We start from the raw sequence: 17,384 nt of genomic DNA, 5'->3' as shown, positions 1-17,384 counted from the left end.
TTGAATTTTCTAAAAATAATAAAATAATGGGAAGTCATGATTTTAAGCAAAATGGGAATAGATAGGTATAGAAAGGAGCGATCACTATGTCTCATTTACTATTCATCGAAGCAAACGATAGCATACATCAAAAAAAAGGCATCAGTTCTGAATTAAACGATGCCTTTCTGAATGCTTATCGTGAAAACCATCCTGAGGACAAAATTACGGTTTTGAATTTATTCGAGGAACGTCTTCCCTTCTTTGACCTAAAACTTGCGAACGCGGCAGGGCGGCTATTTAAAGGGGAAGAATTAACTGGAGATGATGCGACTCATGCACAACGGCTTCAAGAATATCTAAACGGATTCTTAGATGCCGATAAAGTTGTCTTTTCATTTCCGATGTGGAACTTAACGGTTCCGGCACCGCTTCACAATTACATGGATTATCTCGCCCAGGCTGGTCAAACGTTTCGTTATACAGCCGAAGGATCGATCGGACTTGTTGAAGACAAACAAGTGCTGTTGATTCATTCACGCGGTGGTGATTACTCGACAAAAGAGAAAGCCCCAAGTGAACACGCGGTTCGCTATATGTTAGACTTGTTAGCATTCTTTGGGATCAATGATGTATCAACTGTCATTTTAGAAGGACATCAGCAATACCCTGATCGTGCATCTGAATTGATCGAACAAGCGCTTCAAGAGTGCCGACAATTCGGTCTTTCGTTTTAAATTGGGAATAGAACATACTCTGCATATTCTTCCAGAAGACGTTTTTCATGAATCGGCATATCAAATGCACAAAACAAGGAATAAGCCATCGTAAAATCACGCTGGATATCTGAGAGATCACCATTTAATTGCTGCTTAAAGTATCCCCTTTGAAAGTAAAAGTGACCTAAGAAATGACCGTCTTCCAACTGAAGACTCTCCTGAATACCTTGTTCGGTGATTTTTAGACCAGCAAGGTATTTTTTTTGCAGTAAAAGTTGTTGTCCATAATTATATAAAATCTTGATTCGAACTTTTTTTAATTCGATCGTTTCGTATTTTGCTTGAATCAAATTCTGAAAAAGATCATCCGCTAATTCAAAGTCACCGTGTTCGACATACAGATTCGCCATCCCCATCTGAATCCGTAGATACAAGGTAGCTGATTCAAACGAGAGTTGTTCTTTATTTAGTAACCGTTCGAGCGATTGAACAGCTTTTAAGTAATGAATTTGACCACTTCTTTCCTGCACGATGACTTGATAATATCTTGCTAAATTACGTACCTGTTCATATTCAGTTGTAGACAGTACGTGTTCGCTCAATTTCAGAGCATCTACATATTGATTAGTACGTAACAAGTCCGCTAATTGTTCATCATATGATTGAAAGACATCACTTCGTAAATGATCTTGAAACAACATCGATAATGGTACTTTCAGCCGTTTTGCCACTTGTTGGAGTAAATCAATGGTAGGTGAATTTTTACCGTTTTCGACTTTACTAATTTCAGCTTGGCTACAAATGCCTTCACATAATTCTGCCTGTGTGATCTTTTTTTCTTTTCGAAGTCGCTTGATTTCATAACCAATGGAGACGGGTAAATGATTCAAATTATACTCCTTTCTTTTACTTCCAAGATTACATTTGAAAGTAGAGAAACTGGTTTTTTCCTTTTAATACTAGCGCGGCATGATTTTCATTACCAAAAGCAGTAAAAAGAGAATAGGCGTAGGTAAACGCGTCACGAATATCACGTTCTGCGTAACTCAATTCTTCATAGAAACATCCCTTTTGATAAAAGAAGTGTCCTAACATCGCTGTATCTTTTCGCTCAACGGATAAGGCGAGTCCTTTTTCAGTAATCTCTAACCCTGTTACAAAATCATTTTGAAAATAGAGCTGTTGCGCATGATTATATAAAATTTTACATTGTAACTTTTTCAGCGTATCCGTCGAGTAATCATAGGTTAGTAATTCTTGATAAATTTTTCTCGCGTACGGATACTGACTGTTTAAATAATAATAGTTTGCAACAGACATCCGGATACGTAAATAAAGAACAGGGTACTCTGTTTCCATTTGTTGTTCATCCGATAACCGAAGCAACTGTGAGATACATGTTCGATAATCGATATCTTTTTTCCCTTCGCGAGCGACCCATTCAAAATAACGAATCAATAACTGAACGGAAGGAGGAAGACTAGTTGGTAAACATCTCATGAAATCAAGCATTTCATCATAACGACGTTGTCTAGAAAAGTCCGCTAGTTGTACCTCATAGCGCTGAAATAGCTTTACTTCATTTGAATCGATGAAGATCTGATCCATTGAAATATGTAACTTTTGAGACAAACGCTGAACAAGATCAATTGTTGGTATAGTTTTCCCATTTTCAATCTTACTTAATTCAGCTTGACTGCATACATCCTTCGCTAATTCTTTTTGTGTCAACTTCCTCTCGATCCGTAGTTGTTTGATCTGTTTACCAAATGATTCAATACGCAACGTTTCTCCTCTTTTCTCGCTTGTTAAGCAATGACCTCATTCAGGCATAGACTGCAAAAAAGAACGTTTCACCTCTAGAACGATGTCAGCATATTGTTTCATCTGAAAGGCAGAGAATAATTCGTAGGCCATCGTATAATCATGTTTCGTCTGCAAGATATCTACCCCCATTCGCTCATGAAATTCACCACGTTGATAATAGAAGTGCGCTAAATAGGATGTTTATTTCAATTTTCGACTGAGCAGTATCCCTTCCTCGATGATACGAAGTCCTTTTTCTGGCTGATTAACTTTATATAATAATTTCGCATAATTATAAAGAATCTTAAGTCGTTCTTCTTTTAAACCGCTAATTTCTGTCGTGAAATGTAATACGTCAGTATATATTTTTTCTGCTTGTTGATACTGTTCGCACTCCGCATATAAAATGGATAGTGCCATCTTGACTCGAAAGTAAAGAATCGGATCCTGCACCTGTAAACCTTCTTGATCGATCAATCGTGCAAATAAGACTGAGGTCGTTCGATAATCAACGTGCTGTTGCCGATAGGCGATCACGATTTCATAGTATCTCATTATTCGCCTTACTTCGTCAGAAGATCGACTGGATGAGACTTGTTTCATTACACGAAGGCATTTATCAAATTTATTTTCTCGTACTAGCTTACGAAGTGCTTGGTCAAGAATACGAGCTTGTTCCAAACGATGTTCAGCACCATCTTTAACGAGTTCGGATATAGGAACACAAAGCTTTATAGCAAGTTGCTGTAATAATTCAACGGTCGGCATTACCTTACCGTTTTCAATTTTACTAATTTCAGCCTGACTACAGATCCCTGTACTAATGTCTTTTTGTGATACGTTGTTCAAACGTCGATAAAATTTCAGTGTCTCCCCAATTGGATGTACGTTTTTCATCTTATCACCTCTCACTACTCATTTGATTGCACTTTTAATAAAAAAACCTTCTTGTTTGGCAAGAAGGTTACGCATCCTATTTATCACTTCTCAAAGGTAAATAACATATACTTTTCCTTCATGCGAAGAATCATCTGTTTTCGAACGTCGTGCTCAAACGCGTGAAACAATGTATAGGCGACGGAATACTGTTTTTGAAGTGACATCTCATCTTCACCTGACTGTTCGTGATAGTGCGCGAGCTGATAATAAAAATGTCCAAACAAAAATGTATGATTATGCAGCAAACATAGTTCATATCCTTTCTTAGCGATGGCGATACTGTCCTCAAACTTCCCTTGGTATTCAAGAATCTGACAATGATTAAAATAAATTTTTAATAGCGCATTCAGATGGGCAGTCGACTGGAGCGCTTCAATTTCTTTTTCCAATTCCTGATATACGGATTCCGTTAAATGAAATAGATCCTTTTCTGAATACATATTTGCAATCGCCATTTTGATTCGAATGAACAATTGAATGGAATGCGACCACACTTCTTTTTCATTCAACAAGTTGCTGAGTAGGCTCGCAGCTGTCCGAAAATCAATCCGATTTTGTTTTAGATCAATGATCGTTTTAATGTAACTTTTTAAAATATCGACTTCAGTGATCATATTTTTTTCTTGCTGATTAATTCGCTCCATTGCTTCTTCGTACTTCTCTTCTCGAAGCAAATCGGATAAGAATTGATCAATTTGAAAAAATTGTTCTTCATCCGTATGTTCTTGAAATAATAAAGAAATGGGCACCTTTAACCTTTTGGAAATTTGTTGCAACAAATCGACAGTCGGTGAATTTAAGCCGTTTTCGATTTTACTGATTTCAGCTTGGCTACAAATATCTTCACATAGTTCATTTTGAGTCATATGCTTTTCGATACGCAATTGTTTAATCTTTTTACCAATTGACGAAGTTAAATTTTCCAAATTCATCATTTCCCTTCACTTCTGTCGATAGGGAATAGTAATAAATCTGATAAATGTGTTTCAAGAATTTTTCGGTATGCGTGATTGTTTGTCGCAGTAAAAAATGAGTAAGCAATCGTGTAAGCTTCTTTAACACTTTTCTCAGGAGCGTTTAATGATTCTAAAAAAAAGCCCTTTTGATAATAGAAATGACCAAGGTATGTCAAATCTTGTATTTCTTTAGTTTCTTCTATGACTCGTTCTACTTCTTGTAACCCTTCCTCGAATCGCTTTAATCTGTATAAGTTACGTAAATAGTTGTATATGATTTTCATTCTAATTTTTTTATATTCTCGCGTCTGATAATGTAGTTTTAGTAATTCTACGTAGATTTGATGGGAATGCATGTAATCTTCATGATTCGTATACAATACAGCGATTGCCATTTGAATTCGAGTATAGAGAAGAAATGATTTTTCTTCTAACTTTTCTTCGCTGACTAATTTCAATAAAGCAGAAATGCATGTTCTAAAATCGATGTTTCCTTTTTCATATAATAGTAATTTTCGATGATAACGAATTAACACTTGAATTTCAAACGCTGTATTTGATTTCGCATATTCTTCTAAATCTTTGTCCATAGATGAGTAATTTTTCTCTCTCATATGGCGTAACATTTTTTGATCAATCTCATTTAATTTTTGTGACACGATTTCATCTTCAAAAAACAATGAAATCGGAATGCGCAGTCTTCGACAAATTTGCTGTAGTAAATCAATCGTCGGAGAATTTCGACCATTTTCGATTTTGCTGATCTCAGCCTGACTACAAATCCCTTCACAAAGTGCTTTTTGTGTCATTCCTTGTTTTTTTCGTTCTTGCTTGATCTTATCGCCAACAGAATGAATGACTGGATGCATGAAGTTCACTCCTCAATCAAAGATGAATCCATCATAAAAAAAGTCTTTCGTTTCAAGTATATATCACTTGAGACGAAAGACGCATGTATGCTTCCGGCGAGAATCGAACTCGCACTGCAGCATTACCATTGCTGAGGTCTGCCATTAACCTACGGAAGCTTGTAAAATCTGTTTCTAGTATAACTTATAAAAAAAGACAAGACAAGAAGTCGACGTGATTTCCACGCAACTCCTTGTTACTTTTTTACAGTGTCGTTTTTGTTAATGAATTATCATAGACGACTAAAACCGAATAATGTTCATCCGCTTTAGACGCGACGAATGTTGAAAATTTCAACGTAATGATGGCGTTTGACCCAACACCGTTGTTCTCAAAAAATTCGTTCAATCGTTCTTCTAATTCTTCAGGCGTTCGCCCGACAACTACTTTAGAATGTAACATGATCATCACTCCGTTCTGTTATGGTAGGTTCGAGTTAAATAATTGCCTGATCGAATAAATGTTAAACCTTATATTTTCCGACTTGCTCCTTCCTCTCTTTATCCGCTATGGTGAAATGGAGCAGTTTAACTTAAAAAGAATAGGAAGTGAAGTCTGATGGAGCAGATTAATTTCGATGAAACGATTGAGAAACGAAATACAGGATCCGTCAAATGGGACGGACTTCATTCACTCTATGGATCCGATGAGCTGATTCCGATGTGGGTCGCCGACATGGATGTCCGTCCACCGCATCATCTCACAGAACGGTTGACAAGACGTGCTGCTACAGGTCATTTCGGTTACTCGATGTTTGAAGAGGAAGCAAAACAAGCGATTCAGCATTGGTTTCAGCAGCGATATGACGTAACGATCACTACCGATTCCATTCTTTATTCGAACGGTGTCGTTCCAGGACTTGCCCATACAGTCCTAGCGCTAACTGAACCTGGTGATTCAATCATCATCCAGACACCTGTCTATCCACCATTTCATCAGATCATTCAGTCTAACCAACGGCAGATCGTTGAGAATCCACTTCTTTTAGAAGAAGAGACGTACCGGACGAATTTCTCGCTTCTCGAACAACAAATGCAAACTGCGCAGATGATGATTCTGTGTAGTCCTCATAATCCAAGCGGAAAAGTCTTTCCTAAAGAAGAATTACAGCGCATCGTAGCACTCGCGAAACAACACGATGTCTACCTTGTATCCGATGAAATTCATGCGGATCTCGTCTATAAGGGTTCTGTCCACACACCAATTCTTGCCTTAGATTATGAAAAAATCATTTTGGTCAGCGCACCATCCAAAACATTCAATATTCCTGGACTTTACGCGTCTTATTTGGTCGTACCAGACACTTCGATTCGTCAACGGATCGAGCGTGTCCAGCAACGTCATTTTGTTCATCCAAACGCATTGGCTTCAACTGCTATTTCGGCGGCGTACGGAGATCATGCGAGTGAGCAATGGTTAGCGCAACTCCTTGTTTATTTGGAAGACAATCGTGACCATGCCGTCCGTCGTATTCGTCAAGAAATGCCGAAATTAAATGTCATCATTCCAGAATCTACATTCTTGTTGTGGATTGATTTCAAAGCACTTAATCTCGATAGCAAAACGCGCGCCGATTGGCTAGTTAAGGAAGCAAAACTCGCTTTGACACACGGTTCTTCATTCGGTTCCCATGGAGAAACGTTTGAACGCTTAAATATCGGTTGCCCTCGCGCACAGCTCGATCAAGCTCTAGACCGCTTAAGCGCTGCGTACGAACGATTTTGGAGCAATTAATTTGACTCGAATGACCTTAAATCATTAGGGTCATTTTTTAATGCAGTGAATTATTCGGAATATTTTGATTAGAAGAACTTTAATAGGGACTAAAACCGTCCCAATCCCTTAAGGCACTAGGCGTAGCGGCACTTTTCCTGAAAATGGAGTGACTTGCAAAGTCGTTTTATCCCCTGTAAGGTTGGGAACATATCATTTGGCGAACAAGTCAATACATGCTTGATCGCTGAAAAAACTATTGCATTTGGAGGATTTAACTTTATGACGCAAGAATGGATTTCGATCATCCTGTATCTTGTTCTCATGTTGGCAATCGGTTATTTTGCCTACAAGCGAACGACGAATACAGAAGATTACATGTTAGGCGGACGCGATCTCGGTCCAGGTGTAACAGCACTATCTGCTGGTGCATCGGATATGAGTGGATGGATGCTCATGGGACTTCCCGGCGCCATGTATGCAACAGGTGTATCAGCCCTTTGGCTCGCACTTGGTTTATTGATTGGATGTTACGTAAACTATATCGTACTCGCACCACGTTTCCGTCTCTATACGGAAATGGCAAACGACTCAATTACGATCCCTGATTTCTTAGAGAATCGCTTTGAAGACAAATCACGCGTGCTTCGTACTGTGTCAGCACTCGTCATCATCATCTTCTTCACGTTCTACACATCAGCTGGAATCGTTTCAGGCGGAAAACTATTTGTCAGCTCATTCGGATTTGATTACCACTATGGTATGCTCTTGACGATTGCGGTCGTAATCGCCTACACCTTATTCGGCGGTTTTCTCGCAGTTAGTTGGACCGACTTCGTCCAGGGCTGTATCATGTTCATCGCACTCGTGCTTGTTCCTGTCGTCGCATTGACAGACGTCGGCGGAGTCGATGGTGCATACAACTACGCTGAAAAATTAGACCCTTCGTTATTTGATCCACTTAAAGGAACAACAGTTCTTGGAATCATCGGATTCCTTGCCTGGGGACTTGGTTACTTTGGTCAACCACACATCATCGTCCGTTTCATGGCGATTCGCTCAGTCAAGGATTTAAAAAGCGCCCGTTGTATCGGAATCGGATGGATGTTCATCTCGATTCTTGGTGCCATGATGACAGGACTCGTCGGAATTGCCTATTTCGAAGGTCAAGGGAATGGACTTGGCGACCCGGAAACGGTCTTTATCCGCTTCTCTGACGTACTGTTCCACCCTTATATCACTGGGTTCTTGATGGCTGCGATTCTTGCAGCAATCATGTCGACGATTTCATCACAGTTGCTCGTTACTTCGAGTGCGTTGACAGAAGATTTTTATAAAACGTTCTTGAAAAAGGATGCAACGGATAAACAACTCGTCTTAACAGGTCGAATTGCTGTTCTTGTCGTAGCAATCGTTGCAAGTGTACTCGCTTGGAATCCGTCAGCGACGATTCTTGCACTTGTCGGTTACGCTTGGGCTGGATTCGGTTCTGCCTTTGGTCCGATCATCTTGCTTTCTCTCTACTGGAAACGGATGACGAAACAAGGTGCACTGGCTGGTATCATCTCAGGTGCCTTGACTGTCATCATCTGGGTTCAACTCGGACTTAGTACGACGCTTTACGAAATGGTACCTGGATTCTTCACAAGCTTGATCTTTACGGTCGTTGTCAGCTTGATGACGAAACAACCGGTCAGTGCCGTTCAGGAAACGTTTGAAGAGATGGAAGACGAATTAAAAGACGCTGTTCAATAATCAGCGAATAACGAGTAAGACCTCTGCCGTATGAATTGCAGAGGTCTTTTTTTGATCTACAGTTCAATCACGCCATAATGCAACTTCGACGTTTTACGCTTTGTTCTTTCGAACCCAAACCGTTCAAACAATGGGCTCTCATAATGTGCTTTTAATACGATGCGCTGACGTGCCACACGCTTCGCCTCAATCATCGCTTCAACAGATAAGGCTTCATAATTCGCAAGTTTTCGTAAAGCGTCTAGATGTGTCGATTCTTCAACAGTCTGTTCAAACATGGGGTCAAAGTAGATGACATCAAAGCAATTATCCGGACATTCTTTCAAAAATGCGAGATGATGTCTGACTTTCACTTCGATTCGTCGCATCGCCTGATTGATTGGTTCGTAAGATTCTTCCCAGCGTTTTAATCCGTCCTTGACGACAAAGGCTGTCTCAGTCTTGCTTTCTAGACCGATGATCCGTCCCTGCTCTCCAATAGCATGACTCATGACAATCGCATCTGCACCTAAACCGAGTGTACAATCTAACACATGCATCCCTTTTGATAGGCGTCCCATCACAACGAGAGGATCTCTTCCACCTGAATCAATTTGTTTGATGCGAAAGACCGCACTTGAAGGATGGAAAAAGAACGATGTCGTTTCGCCTAGTGGGTATAAATCTAGTCGTTTCTTATCGACGACTAATACCGACAATCCCGTCTCCTGTTGCAGGTGTTCTATGCTTTTTTTTTGCCGCGCGATATAGACGAAATGTATCGTCTCATCCGCTAACAACTGCTTCACACGATCATGCACGACGTCAGTCGGACGAAGACACGTCGTCAGTCCAATGGTTAATTTCATACTTCTTTCCCCCATAAAAAATAAGCCAGCCGCAGCTAGCTCATTTCTTTTTCTTCAATAATCCTTCAATATCTTCGATCAATGCTTTTTTCGAAATCAGGTCTTCTTGCTTTTCCTGTTCGACTTTTGCATCGACCGTAGTCCGTTTCATGAGAGCTTGAAGTGTCTCATCGATGCTTGACTTCAAATGATCACGATCTTCTTTGTTAAGAGAAAGATCATGTTGTACTTCATCCCCTTGTTCATCTAATTGGCGTAAGCGTTCCGTCAATTGTTTCGCTTCACGATTCAAGTCCGAATACAATCGTTCGATTTGCTCTAAACGCAATTTGATTCCGTCACGTTCTGTGAACACGTTTCCAGCCCCTTCCAGTATGCAGTTGTCTACATCATTACTTTACCATATTTCGAGGTAATTAAAACAATCACAAGATGATTACAAAATGATTTTTTAATTTTTTTTCCTGCGGATCGGTTCCAGTTAATTTTTGCAATTGCAAGGAGGGTATCGCTATAATGTAAACGTAGCATCAATTGGGATGAGGGAGGATTTTGTGATGGAATTAAGACGTCGAGCATTACGTCATGTCGATCAAGCTGAGTACGACCATTTCTTGAAGTATGGCGAGCAAGCATATGGGCTGTCTCCGCAAGAAATCAAAGGGTATGACCATGAGCTTGGAGAAGAGCGAGCTTTTGATTCCGTCGAGCACAGTTATCCTGAAGATTACTACTATGATATCGTTGAAGCAGATACGATCGTCGGGCGGGTTCTACTTTTGAAAATGGGTCACTATTTTCAACTCGACTTTATGGTGTTTGATCCTTATACACGACGTGGTATAGCTACTCAAGCAGTTGCCGAAGCATTAAAGCATTCGGGAGTACTAGATCGTCATGAAGTACGCGCGCGTGTTCTCGATCAATCACCACACGCTTTTTACGCGAAACGTATTTTAGAAGCAAATGACTTTACGTCGATTGAGAAATATTACGTCAAAGGGAGACGACGTCGATATTCTTTACAACGACTCGGTTGAACACTATCTGAAAGACCATGAGATTCATGGTCTTTTTTTATATTGGTCACATGTGTACCTCACCTTTGACAGGCGATCGATTTCAGCGTACAATTTTCATCTGTATGAACAGAAAGGAGTCTACCTCATGAACGAATGGTTATGGATCCCTTCCATTTTATTAACGATGGGATTATTGATTTTCAGTTATTATCTATTTGGAAAGACCGGATTGTTGATGTGGATTGCCATCGCAACAATCATTGCAAACATTCAAGTCACACAAACCGTCGATATTTTTGGTTTCGTCTTCACGTTAGGAAATGTCGTTTATGGCAGTTGTTATTTAGCGACGGATATTCTCAATGAGAAATATGGCAAACAGGTCGCTCGAAAAGGTGTCTATATGGGTTTCTTTTCCTTGATCACGACGACCGTCCTCATGCAATTCAGTCTCTTGTATACCCCACTCGCCGATAAAGTAGCACTCGAAACATCTGATTCTTTACATCTACTATTCGGACTCCTGCCATGGATTGCTGTCGGTAGTCTTGCCGCTTATCTCGTGTCGCAATTGTTTGATGTCTTCATTTATTCGAAGATTCGTCAAAAGACAGGCGAACGAAAACTTTGGTTACGGACGACGGGATCAACTGTATTAAGCCAACTACTCGATACGTTGACATTTTGTGCGATCGCCTTTCACGATATGCCATTCTCTATTTGGTGGCAAATCTTCATTACGACATATCTCGCAAAATTCGTCGTCGCCTGGTTCGCGACACCATTCATGTATTTAGCAAAGCGCATCCATCCGACGAAACGATCAACAGATGCTGCAGCCTGATAAAAAAGACTAGAAGAGTTTTGCAAATTGTCGGATAATAGGAACGGAGGTGCCTAGATGAAGATTAAACGTAATGAACCGTTTCGATATACATTGAAAACACCCGTAACGGGCGAGTTTTATTTGCTAAAAAATGAGCAACGGACACCAAAAGGCTTGATGAAGATTCATAATATCTCACCAAATGGAATCGCAATCACTACTGCATTAAAACTGCCTCTTCAAAAATCAATGAAAATCGTTGTTGAGTTCTCGTTAATCGAAGGGCACGAGCCGCTCTGCATAGATGGATTTTTATTGCATGAGAAGCCTTCTGGTCCTGAACGGTTGTACGGTATCCATCTTAATTCGACAATAACTGATCGCGAAAAAATTATTTCACAAGTGAAACAGATCGTGCAATTAGAACGGTCACTTCATAAAGACTAAAATGGCATCGCCCTACATTTGTAAGGGCAATGCCATTTTTTAATCAGAAAATTTAAGCGTCAAACGTTCGGAAAACGACAGATTCATATGGCCGTAATGTCAAGCCATCCGATGTATTGATGTCAGCGTAGTTACCAATCACGCGATCTGTTGTCGCGTGAGAAATCGGTACATGAATGTCATGATCTGCAAACGAACAATAGATATACCACGTTTCTCCTTCAAGCGTCCGCGAATACGCGTAGACTTCCGGATGATCTTCAAGTAAGAGTTCATAGCGACCGTATACGACGAGTTCATGATCATGTCGTAGTCGAATCAATTGCTGGTAGTAATAGAAGATGGACTGTTCATCGGCAAGTGCCTGTTCCACATTGATGTCTGGATAATTCGGATTGACCTTCAACCATGGTGTTCCAGTCGAGAAACCAGCATTTTCAGATGCATCCCACTGCATCGGTGTCCGCGCGTTGTCGCGTCCTTTGATATGGATGGAGCGTAGTAGTTCCGCTGGTGATGCTCCTTGTTCCGTACGTTCTTTCCACATGTTCCGAATTTCGATATCTTCATAGTCCGTAATGTCTTCAAACGCGACATTCGTCATTCCGATTTCTTCGCCTTGATAGATATATGGCGTTCCTTTTAGAAGGTGTAAGAGCGTAGCGAGCATTTTAGCTGACTCGACGCGATACGTCGTATCATTACCAAATCGACTGACGACTCGAGGTTGATCGTGGTTGTTCCAATAGAGGGAGTTCCAGCCTGTTTCATGCAACGCTGTTTGCCATTTGGTGAAATTTTGCTTGAGTTTAAGCAAATCAAACGGAATGACATCCCATTTTCCGTTCGGACCTGAATCAAGATCCATATGTTCGAACGTAAAGACCATGTTGACCTCTTTACGCGCCGGATCCGTGTAAAGAATGGCATCATCTGTTGTTGCTCCCGGCATCTCACCGACTGTCAAAACATCGTACTTTCCAAACGATGCTTCGTTCATCTCATGTAGAAATTCATGGACACGCGGTCCATTGATATAGTGTTCTCCACCATCTCCATACAATGCTCCTGGATGGACCGTCGCATCGGGTAATCCAGGTGTCTTTGAAATCAAGTTGATGACATCCATCCGGAAACCATCGATTCCTCGATCCAACCAACGACGGATCATCCCATAAACCTCTTGACGCATCTGTTCATTTTCCCAATTCAAGTCAGGCTGTTTTTTCGAGAATAGATGTAAGTAATACTCATTTGTTGACTCATCATATTCCCATGCAGGACCAGAGAAAATCGAACCCCAGTTGTTCGGTAATGAACCGTCTGGATTTGCTGAACGCCACATGTAATAATCCCGATACGGATTGTCCTTGCTTTGACGCGATTCCGCAAACCACCGATGTTCATCCGACGAATGATTGATGACGAGATCCATGACAATTTTGATATCTCGTGCATGCGCTTCATCTAGAAGACGATCAAAATCATCCATTGTTCCAAATTCCTTCATGATGGCTTCATAATCTCGGATATCATATCCATTGTCGTCATTCGGTGAATCATAGACTGGACTTAACCAGATGACGTCGATGCCAAGTGTCTTCAGATAATCCAATTTTTCAACGATTCCGTTTAAGTCACCGATTCCATCTCCATTCGAATCCTTGTAACTACGAGGGTAAATTTGATAAACGACACTATCATGCCACCATTTACGTTCCATCTTCTACACTCTCCTCTTTTATGTACCTGTGGTGCTACATATTGAGCAAACGATTGCATTAATTTGTAAAAGCGCTTTCAATTCTCACAACGTCATCTTAACATGTCCACAAGAGGTGCTCAAGTGAGAACTTTTACTTATTTGATATCATGGAATATGAAATAGGGGTGTTTACCGCATCTAATATAATGGGAAAGAACGGTATGAGAAAGGAGTGTGGGCGAATGTATCGTCGGTATTTGCTCTTCTTGGTCTGGGCGATTGCCATTGTCTTTATCTTGTTATTTGGAAATAATCGTGTCTTTCCAGAAGGTTTCTTAATTTCATTTTTACGTTTCGACCAAAGTCAATTTGATACTTCCGCATTAAGTTTGTTTGCTTTACTTGGCATTTATCCATTTGCTTTCTTTTTATTATTTTTAGATGAAAAACGATTCATGCGACCAGGACCGCTCGTTGCGAGCATAGGGTCGTTCTTCTTAGGTGCATTCGTTTTAATGCCCTATGTCGCACTCGCTATTCCAAGGAAAACCTTTTTACCGTTTCAGCGTCGAGGTTGGATTCCAACTGTCGTCGCTTTACTGAGTGTCGTGACGACATTATTGCTTTGGCTTGCCCTCGCACGTTCCGATTGGAATATTTTCCGTATTTATTTCGAGACGAATCAATTCGTTCGAACGATGACAGTCGATTTATTACTGTTTTATATTCTTCAGATTTATTTATTACGACGCATTCGTCTTCGAAATAAACAATCATTGCAATGGCAAGACGGCATTCCTCTTTTTGGTCTATTCCGCTATCTGTTCACAAGACATCTGCCAGCTTCCTCAAAATCGTGATGGTTTATGGTACAATGGGAATTGGATTTTTTTAAAAGGAGCTGTCATCCGATGGAACAATATCATGCACTTTGCGAACACATTTTGGAACACGGAACAAAAAAGGAAGACCGGACAGGAACGGGAACGCTGAGCGTGTTTGGTCACCAAATGCGCTTCTCCCTTCAAGATGGCTTTCCGCTTATCACGACGAAAAAGCTACATATGAAGTCGATCATCCATGAGTTGATCTGGTTTATTTCGGGTGATACGAATATTCGTTACTTGCAGGAAAACGGAGTGCGCATTTGGAACGAATGGGCAGATGAGAATGGGGATTTAGGACCTGTGTATGGGGCACAATGGCGTTCTTTTCCACGTCCTGACGGAACAACGGTCGATCAACTCGCACAAGTCATCGAACAAATCAAGACGAATCCGGATTCCCGTCGTTTGATCGTCAGCGCTTGGAATCCTGGACAAGTCGATGAGATGGCGTTACCTCCATGTCATCTCTTGTTCCAATTTTATGTCGCTGACGGAAAACTGTCCTGTCAGCTGTATCAACGCTCTGCCGACGTCTTTTTAGGCGTACCGTTTAATATTGCATCCTATGCCTTACTGACACACATGGTTGCTCATGTGTGTGGACTCGAAGTCGGTGACTTCGTCCATACGCTCGGAGATGCCCACATCTATTCGAACCATGTGGAACAAGTCAATCTTCAGTTGACACGTACCCCTAAAAAATTACCGACGCTGCGCTTCGCTCGAACTGTCGATCGTATTGAAGACTTCCGCTTCGAAGATATCATCATCGAAGGATATGATCCTGATCCGCATATTAAAGGTGTAGTAGCTGTATGATTACACACATCGTAGCGTACACGAAAAATCATGTCATCGGACGCGATAATGCCATGCCGTGGCACCTTCCATCTGATTTAGCACACTTTAAGCGTACGACGCTTGGTAAACCGATCATCATGGGGAGAAAGACGTTCGAATCAATTGGACGCCCGTTACCTGGTCGAGAGAACATCGTCATCACGCGTGATCAAAATTATGTAGTAGATGGTGTGACAATTTGGCATGATTTATCTACCTTACACCCATATGTTGATTCAGAGGAAGAAGTCTTTTTGATTGGTGGAGGGGAATTATTCGTTCAAACGCTTCCTCTCGTACGGCGCATCTATGTAACAGAAATTGATGCGACGCTTGAGGGAGATGTCTATTATCCCGAGATCCCGTCTACTTTTCAAATCACGTCTGAAACGCATTATGATGCAGTAGAAGGAAATGATTACTCCTTTGTCATTCGTCAATATGATCGATCATTATAAAACCAGCCTCTTCCATCCGAATAGCGGAAGGAAAAGGCTGGTTTTTTTTACGGTATTTGCATAATCCACTCTGTGATCCATTCTTCCACTTCTTGATCTACATGAGTTACCATCACATAATCGGTAGCCCCTCGAGATAAGGCTTCTGCAAGACGATCATCTTCTTGTTCCGTCACGACCAAAACATCAATGATTGAATCTCGTTGTTTTCTCCATTCTTCTAGTCGCAGAAAGTTCTCGATCGCTAATTGATCAAGCGAAAGAATCGCCAGTTGTAGTTGTGTTGTCTGCCGATCGTCTAATGGAACCACTTCGAAGTGGTATTTGGGATGATCGGGTAGATCCAACTGACGGACTTGTTTAAGCAATCTTTCCTCGACACGGATAGACACCGATAATTTTTCAATCGATATTGCCGTAGAATAGGAAAGGACTTGGTTACGTCCATTACGTTTTGCTTGATATAACGCTTCATCTGCCTCCGCCGTCGCTTGAGCAAGCGTCGTATGTATATCAAATGAAAAGGATAGACCAATCGAAACAGTAATTTTTAATCCATTCGCAAAAACATGTCGTTCGATACGTTCACGTATTTTATTCATATTAGCGATTGCTTGAGGCAATGTTTCTGCTGAAAACAGTAAAATGAATTCCTCACCACCGAAACGAATGAACTCATCGTCGAGACGAGCCGCTTGTTGAACGACGGTCGCTAGTTCGGATAGGACTAAGTCTCCTGTCGGATGTCCATGTAAGTCATTGATTCGTTTGAAGTGATCAAGATCAAAAATCGCTAATCCAAATGTTCGTTGTTCACGTTCTAAACGTGCTGTGCGACGATCAAATGCATTCTGAAGGTATTTCCGATTATAAGCCCCTGTCAATTCATCGACCAAAATTGTTGACGATACCACTCTCAGTTTTCGTAAAAGTCGCGCAAGGCGGACATGACGTTCTTCATTCCTCACAGTTTCATCCCAATAATCATCGGCCCCCATCTCATAACTACTTTGTCGGACTTCTGATTGGCTCGGACCGACGATGATGATCGGAACGAATGCGGATTCCATCTGCTTCATGAGCTTTTTGAACACTTCCACTGAATCAGTGATACATGCATAATCGATGATGACGGCGTCCATCCTAATGTCGTGTGACATTGATAAGGTATCTTCTACCGAGCTAAAAAAACGTGACATATAGCGCGCTTGTTCCAGTGACTTTTTCCATTTGATATTCTCAAGAAAACGTTTTGTCACAGTGACGACTAATTCCTTTCGGACCCGGTTAGCACGTGAGCGCTCTGATAACTGATCGACGATAGGTTGCAATAATTCTTTGACGCTTGACTGATCAATGACAACGTCTACTCGTTCCCAAGTAATTTTTTCATGGCTTACTTGATCGGCGAGTCCCTTAAAGAGTTCCTCTCTGCCGAGTCCTTCCATCCAGCTCGCCAATGCAAGCAATTCTGATCGTGGTACAGCCGGCATCCGAAGTAATGTCTCTACCATATTGATCGTTTGCTGTAATTGTTTTTCTGCCCGCTTTCGATTTTGCTCCATGCAATTCCCT

At 41.1% G+C, this 17,384-nt stretch carries 18 protein-coding genes, 1 tRNA gene and 1 pseudogene; 9 read left to right on the top strand and 11 right to left on the bottom strand.

Going from position 1 to position 17,384, the window contains the following annotated elements:
- The first annotated feature begins 86 nt into the window (after positions 1-86).
- On the top strand, positions 87-716 hold the full coding sequence (locus Q9R23_RS04230) for an FMN-dependent NADH-azoreductase (RefSeq protein WP_311246460.1): 630 nt from the start codon (positions 87-89) through the stop codon (positions 714-716).
- Here Q9R23_RS04230 and Q9R23_RS04225 read toward each other — a convergent pair.
- From Q9R23_RS04225 to Q9R23_RS04195, 7 genes and pseudogenes are all read right to left on the bottom strand, one after another.
- Entirely contained in the window at positions 713-1,588 is an 876-nt protein-coding gene (locus Q9R23_RS04225) for a helix-turn-helix domain-containing protein (RefSeq protein WP_290784336.1), read from the bottom strand. The genes Q9R23_RS04230 and Q9R23_RS04225 overlap by 4 nt on opposite strands.
- 28 nt (positions 1,589-1,616) lie before the next feature.
- The gene (locus Q9R23_RS04220) at positions 1,617-2,483 is read right to left on the bottom strand and encodes a helix-turn-helix domain-containing protein (RefSeq protein ID WP_311246459.1); all 867 of its coding nucleotides are present in this window, start codon (positions 2,481-2,483) and stop codon (positions 1,617-1,619) included.
- Positions 2,484-2,519: 36 nt separating this feature from the next.
- Positions 2,520-3,401, bottom strand: a pseudogene (locus Q9R23_RS04215) (helix-turn-helix domain-containing protein).
- An 83-nt stretch (positions 3,402-3,484) separates the two neighbouring features.
- Positions 3,485-4,378 (bottom strand): helix-turn-helix domain-containing protein, encoded by an 894-nt coding sequence (locus Q9R23_RS04210; protein WP_311246458.1) that lies wholly within the window; start codon positions 4,376-4,378, stop codon positions 3,485-3,487.
- Complete coding sequence (locus tag Q9R23_RS04205) at positions 4,375-5,268, bottom strand: helix-turn-helix domain-containing protein (RefSeq protein WP_290759021.1); 894 nt, start codon at positions 5,266-5,268, stop codon at positions 4,375-4,377. Before Q9R23_RS04205 ends, Q9R23_RS04210 begins: the two co-directional genes overlap by 4 nt.
- A gap of 88 nt (positions 5,269-5,356) precedes the next feature.
- Positions 5,357-5,427 (bottom strand) — tRNA-Thr (locus tag Q9R23_RS04200).
- A gap of 85 nt (positions 5,428-5,512) precedes the next feature.
- Positions 5,513-5,710: a hypothetical protein gene (locus Q9R23_RS04195; protein WP_035407347.1), complete on the bottom strand. Its 198-nt coding sequence runs from the start codon at positions 5,708-5,710 to the stop codon at positions 5,513-5,515.
- A gap of 156 nt (positions 5,711-5,866) precedes the next feature.
- On the opposite strand from Q9R23_RS04195, the gene Q9R23_RS04190 reads away from it, so the two are divergent.
- Positions 5,867-7,042 (top strand): MalY/PatB family protein, encoded by a 1,176-nt coding sequence (locus tag Q9R23_RS04190; protein WP_311246457.1) that lies wholly within the window; start codon positions 5,867-5,869, stop codon positions 7,040-7,042.
- A 261-nt stretch (positions 7,043-7,303) separates the two neighbouring features.
- On the top strand, positions 7,304-8,776 hold the full coding sequence (putP, locus tag Q9R23_RS04185; protein ID WP_311246456.1) for a sodium/proline symporter PutP: 1,473 nt from the start codon (positions 7,304-7,306) through the stop codon (positions 8,774-8,776).
- 56 nt (positions 8,777-8,832) lie between these two features.
- Here putP and Q9R23_RS04180 read toward each other — a convergent pair whose 3' ends face one another.
- Both Q9R23_RS04180 and Q9R23_RS04175 read right to left on the bottom strand, forming a co-directional pair.
- On the bottom strand, positions 8,833-9,624 hold the full coding sequence (locus Q9R23_RS04180; protein ID WP_311246455.1) for a class I SAM-dependent methyltransferase: 792 nt from the start codon (positions 9,622-9,624) through the stop codon (positions 8,833-8,835).
- Positions 9,625-9,664: 40 nt separating this feature from the next.
- Positions 9,665-9,979 carry a hypothetical protein gene (locus tag Q9R23_RS04175; RefSeq protein WP_023468579.1) on the bottom strand — a complete coding sequence of 105 codons (315 nt, stop codon included), beginning with the start codon at positions 9,977-9,979 and terminating at the stop codon, positions 9,665-9,667.
- Positions 9,980-10,181: 202 nt separating this feature from the next.
- Here Q9R23_RS04175 and Q9R23_RS04170 point away from each other — a divergent pair, with 202 nt between their 5' ends.
- The 3 genes from Q9R23_RS04170 to Q9R23_RS04160 all read left to right on the top strand — a co-directional run bounded on the left by Q9R23_RS04170 (position 10,182) and on the right by Q9R23_RS04160 (position 11,919).
- Positions 10,182-10,664 (top strand): GNAT family N-acetyltransferase, encoded by a 483-nt coding sequence (locus tag Q9R23_RS04170; protein ID WP_311246454.1) that lies wholly within the window; start codon positions 10,182-10,184, stop codon positions 10,662-10,664.
- Positions 10,665-10,791: 127 nt separating this feature from the next.
- Complete coding sequence (locus Q9R23_RS04165; RefSeq protein ID WP_311246453.1) at positions 10,792-11,490, top strand: queuosine precursor transporter; 699 nt, start codon at positions 10,792-10,794, stop codon at positions 11,488-11,490.
- Between the two features lie 57 nt (positions 11,491-11,547).
- Positions 11,548-11,919, top strand: a complete 372-nt coding sequence (locus Q9R23_RS04160) for a PilZ domain-containing protein (protein WP_035407335.1) — start codon at positions 11,548-11,550, stop codon at positions 11,917-11,919.
- A gap of 52 nt (positions 11,920-11,971) precedes the next feature.
- On the opposite strand, the gene Q9R23_RS04155 is transcribed toward Q9R23_RS04160, so the two are convergent.
- Entirely contained in the window at positions 11,972-13,642 is a 1,671-nt protein-coding gene (locus tag Q9R23_RS04155) for a glycoside hydrolase family 13 protein (RefSeq protein ID WP_311246452.1), read from the bottom strand.
- 224 nt (positions 13,643-13,866) lie between these two features.
- Between Q9R23_RS04155 and Q9R23_RS04150 the strand changes: the two genes are divergently transcribed.
- From Q9R23_RS04150 to Q9R23_RS04140, 3 genes are read left to right on the top strand one after another with little or no spacing between them, the layout of a single operon-like run.
- Entirely contained in the window at positions 13,867-14,484 is a 618-nt protein-coding gene (locus tag Q9R23_RS04150) for a hypothetical protein (protein ID WP_311246451.1), read from the top strand.
- A 51-nt stretch (positions 14,485-14,535) separates the two neighbouring features.
- Positions 14,536-15,330 (top strand): thymidylate synthase, encoded by a 795-nt coding sequence (locus Q9R23_RS04145; RefSeq protein WP_311246450.1) that lies wholly within the window; start codon positions 14,536-14,538, stop codon positions 15,328-15,330.
- Positions 15,327-15,809, top strand: coding sequence for a dihydrofolate reductase (locus Q9R23_RS04140; RefSeq protein ID WP_214854330.1), 483 nt, complete (start codon positions 15,327-15,329; stop codon positions 15,807-15,809). Before Q9R23_RS04145 ends, Q9R23_RS04140 begins: the two co-directional genes overlap by 4 nt.
- A 47-nt stretch (positions 15,810-15,856) precedes the next feature.
- Here Q9R23_RS04140 and Q9R23_RS04135 read toward each other — a convergent pair whose 3' ends face one another.
- Positions 15,857-17,374, bottom strand: coding sequence for a diguanylate cyclase (locus Q9R23_RS04135; protein ID WP_311246449.1), 1,518 nt, complete (start codon positions 17,372-17,374; stop codon positions 15,857-15,859).
- Positions 17,375-17,384: the final 10 nt, after the last annotated feature.

This window comes from Exiguobacterium sp. BRG2 (genome assembly GCF_031844245.1).
In the GTDB taxonomy this organism is placed as follows: domain Bacteria; phylum Bacillota; class Bacilli; order Exiguobacteriales; family Exiguobacteriaceae; genus Exiguobacterium_A.
The sequence above is the reverse complement of the archived record's forward strand: the minus strand, read 5'-3'. Positions and strand labels throughout refer to the sequence as shown.

Excerpts from the sequence above, each read along its gene's own strand:
- Q9R23_RS04180 (WP_311246455.1), bottom strand. The coding sequence starts at position 9,624 with ATGAAATTAACCATTGGACTGACGACGTGTCTTCGTCCGACTGACGTC.
- Q9R23_RS04145 (WP_311246450.1), top strand. The coding sequence starts at position 14,536 with ATGGAACAATATCATGCACTTTGCGAACACATTTTGGAACACGGAACA.
- Q9R23_RS04210 (WP_311246458.1), bottom strand. The coding sequence starts at position 4,378 with ATGATGAATTTGGAAAATTTAACTTCGTCAATTGGTAAAAAGATTAAA.
- Q9R23_RS04170 (WP_311246454.1), top strand. The coding sequence starts at position 10,182 with ATGGAATTAAGACGTCGAGCATTACGTCATGTCGATCAAGCTGAGTAC.
- Q9R23_RS04135 (WP_311246449.1), bottom strand. The coding sequence starts at position 17,374 with ATGGAGCAAAATCGAAAGCGGGCAGAAAAACAATTACAGCAAACGATC.
- Q9R23_RS04165 (WP_311246453.1), top strand. The coding sequence starts at position 10,792 with ATGAACGAATGGTTATGGATCCCTTCCATTTTATTAACGATGGGATTA.
- Q9R23_RS04205 (WP_290759021.1), bottom strand. The coding sequence starts at position 5,268 with ATGCATCCAGTCATTCATTCTGTTGGCGATAAGATCAAGCAAGAACGA.
- Q9R23_RS04160 (WP_035407335.1), top strand. The coding sequence starts at position 11,548 with ATGAAGATTAAACGTAATGAACCGTTTCGATATACATTGAAAACACCC.
- putP (WP_311246456.1), top strand. The coding sequence starts at position 7,304 with ATGACGCAAGAATGGATTTCGATCATCCTGTATCTTGTTCTCATGTTG.
- Q9R23_RS04230 (WP_311246460.1), top strand. The coding sequence starts at position 87 with ATGTCTCATTTACTATTCATCGAAGCAAACGATAGCATACATCAAAAA.
- Q9R23_RS04155 (WP_311246452.1), bottom strand. The coding sequence starts at position 13,642 with ATGGAACGTAAATGGTGGCATGATAGTGTCGTTTATCAAATTTACCCT.
- Q9R23_RS04140 (WP_214854330.1), top strand. The coding sequence starts at position 15,327 with ATGATTACACACATCGTAGCGTACACGAAAAATCATGTCATCGGACGC.
- Q9R23_RS04190 (WP_311246457.1), top strand. The coding sequence starts at position 5,867 with ATGGAGCAGATTAATTTCGATGAAACGATTGAGAAACGAAATACAGGA.
- Q9R23_RS04150 (WP_311246451.1), top strand. The coding sequence starts at position 13,867 with ATGTATCGTCGGTATTTGCTCTTCTTGGTCTGGGCGATTGCCATTGTC.
- Q9R23_RS04195 (WP_035407347.1), bottom strand. The coding sequence starts at position 5,710 with ATGTTACATTCTAAAGTAGTTGTCGGGCGAACGCCTGAAGAATTAGAA.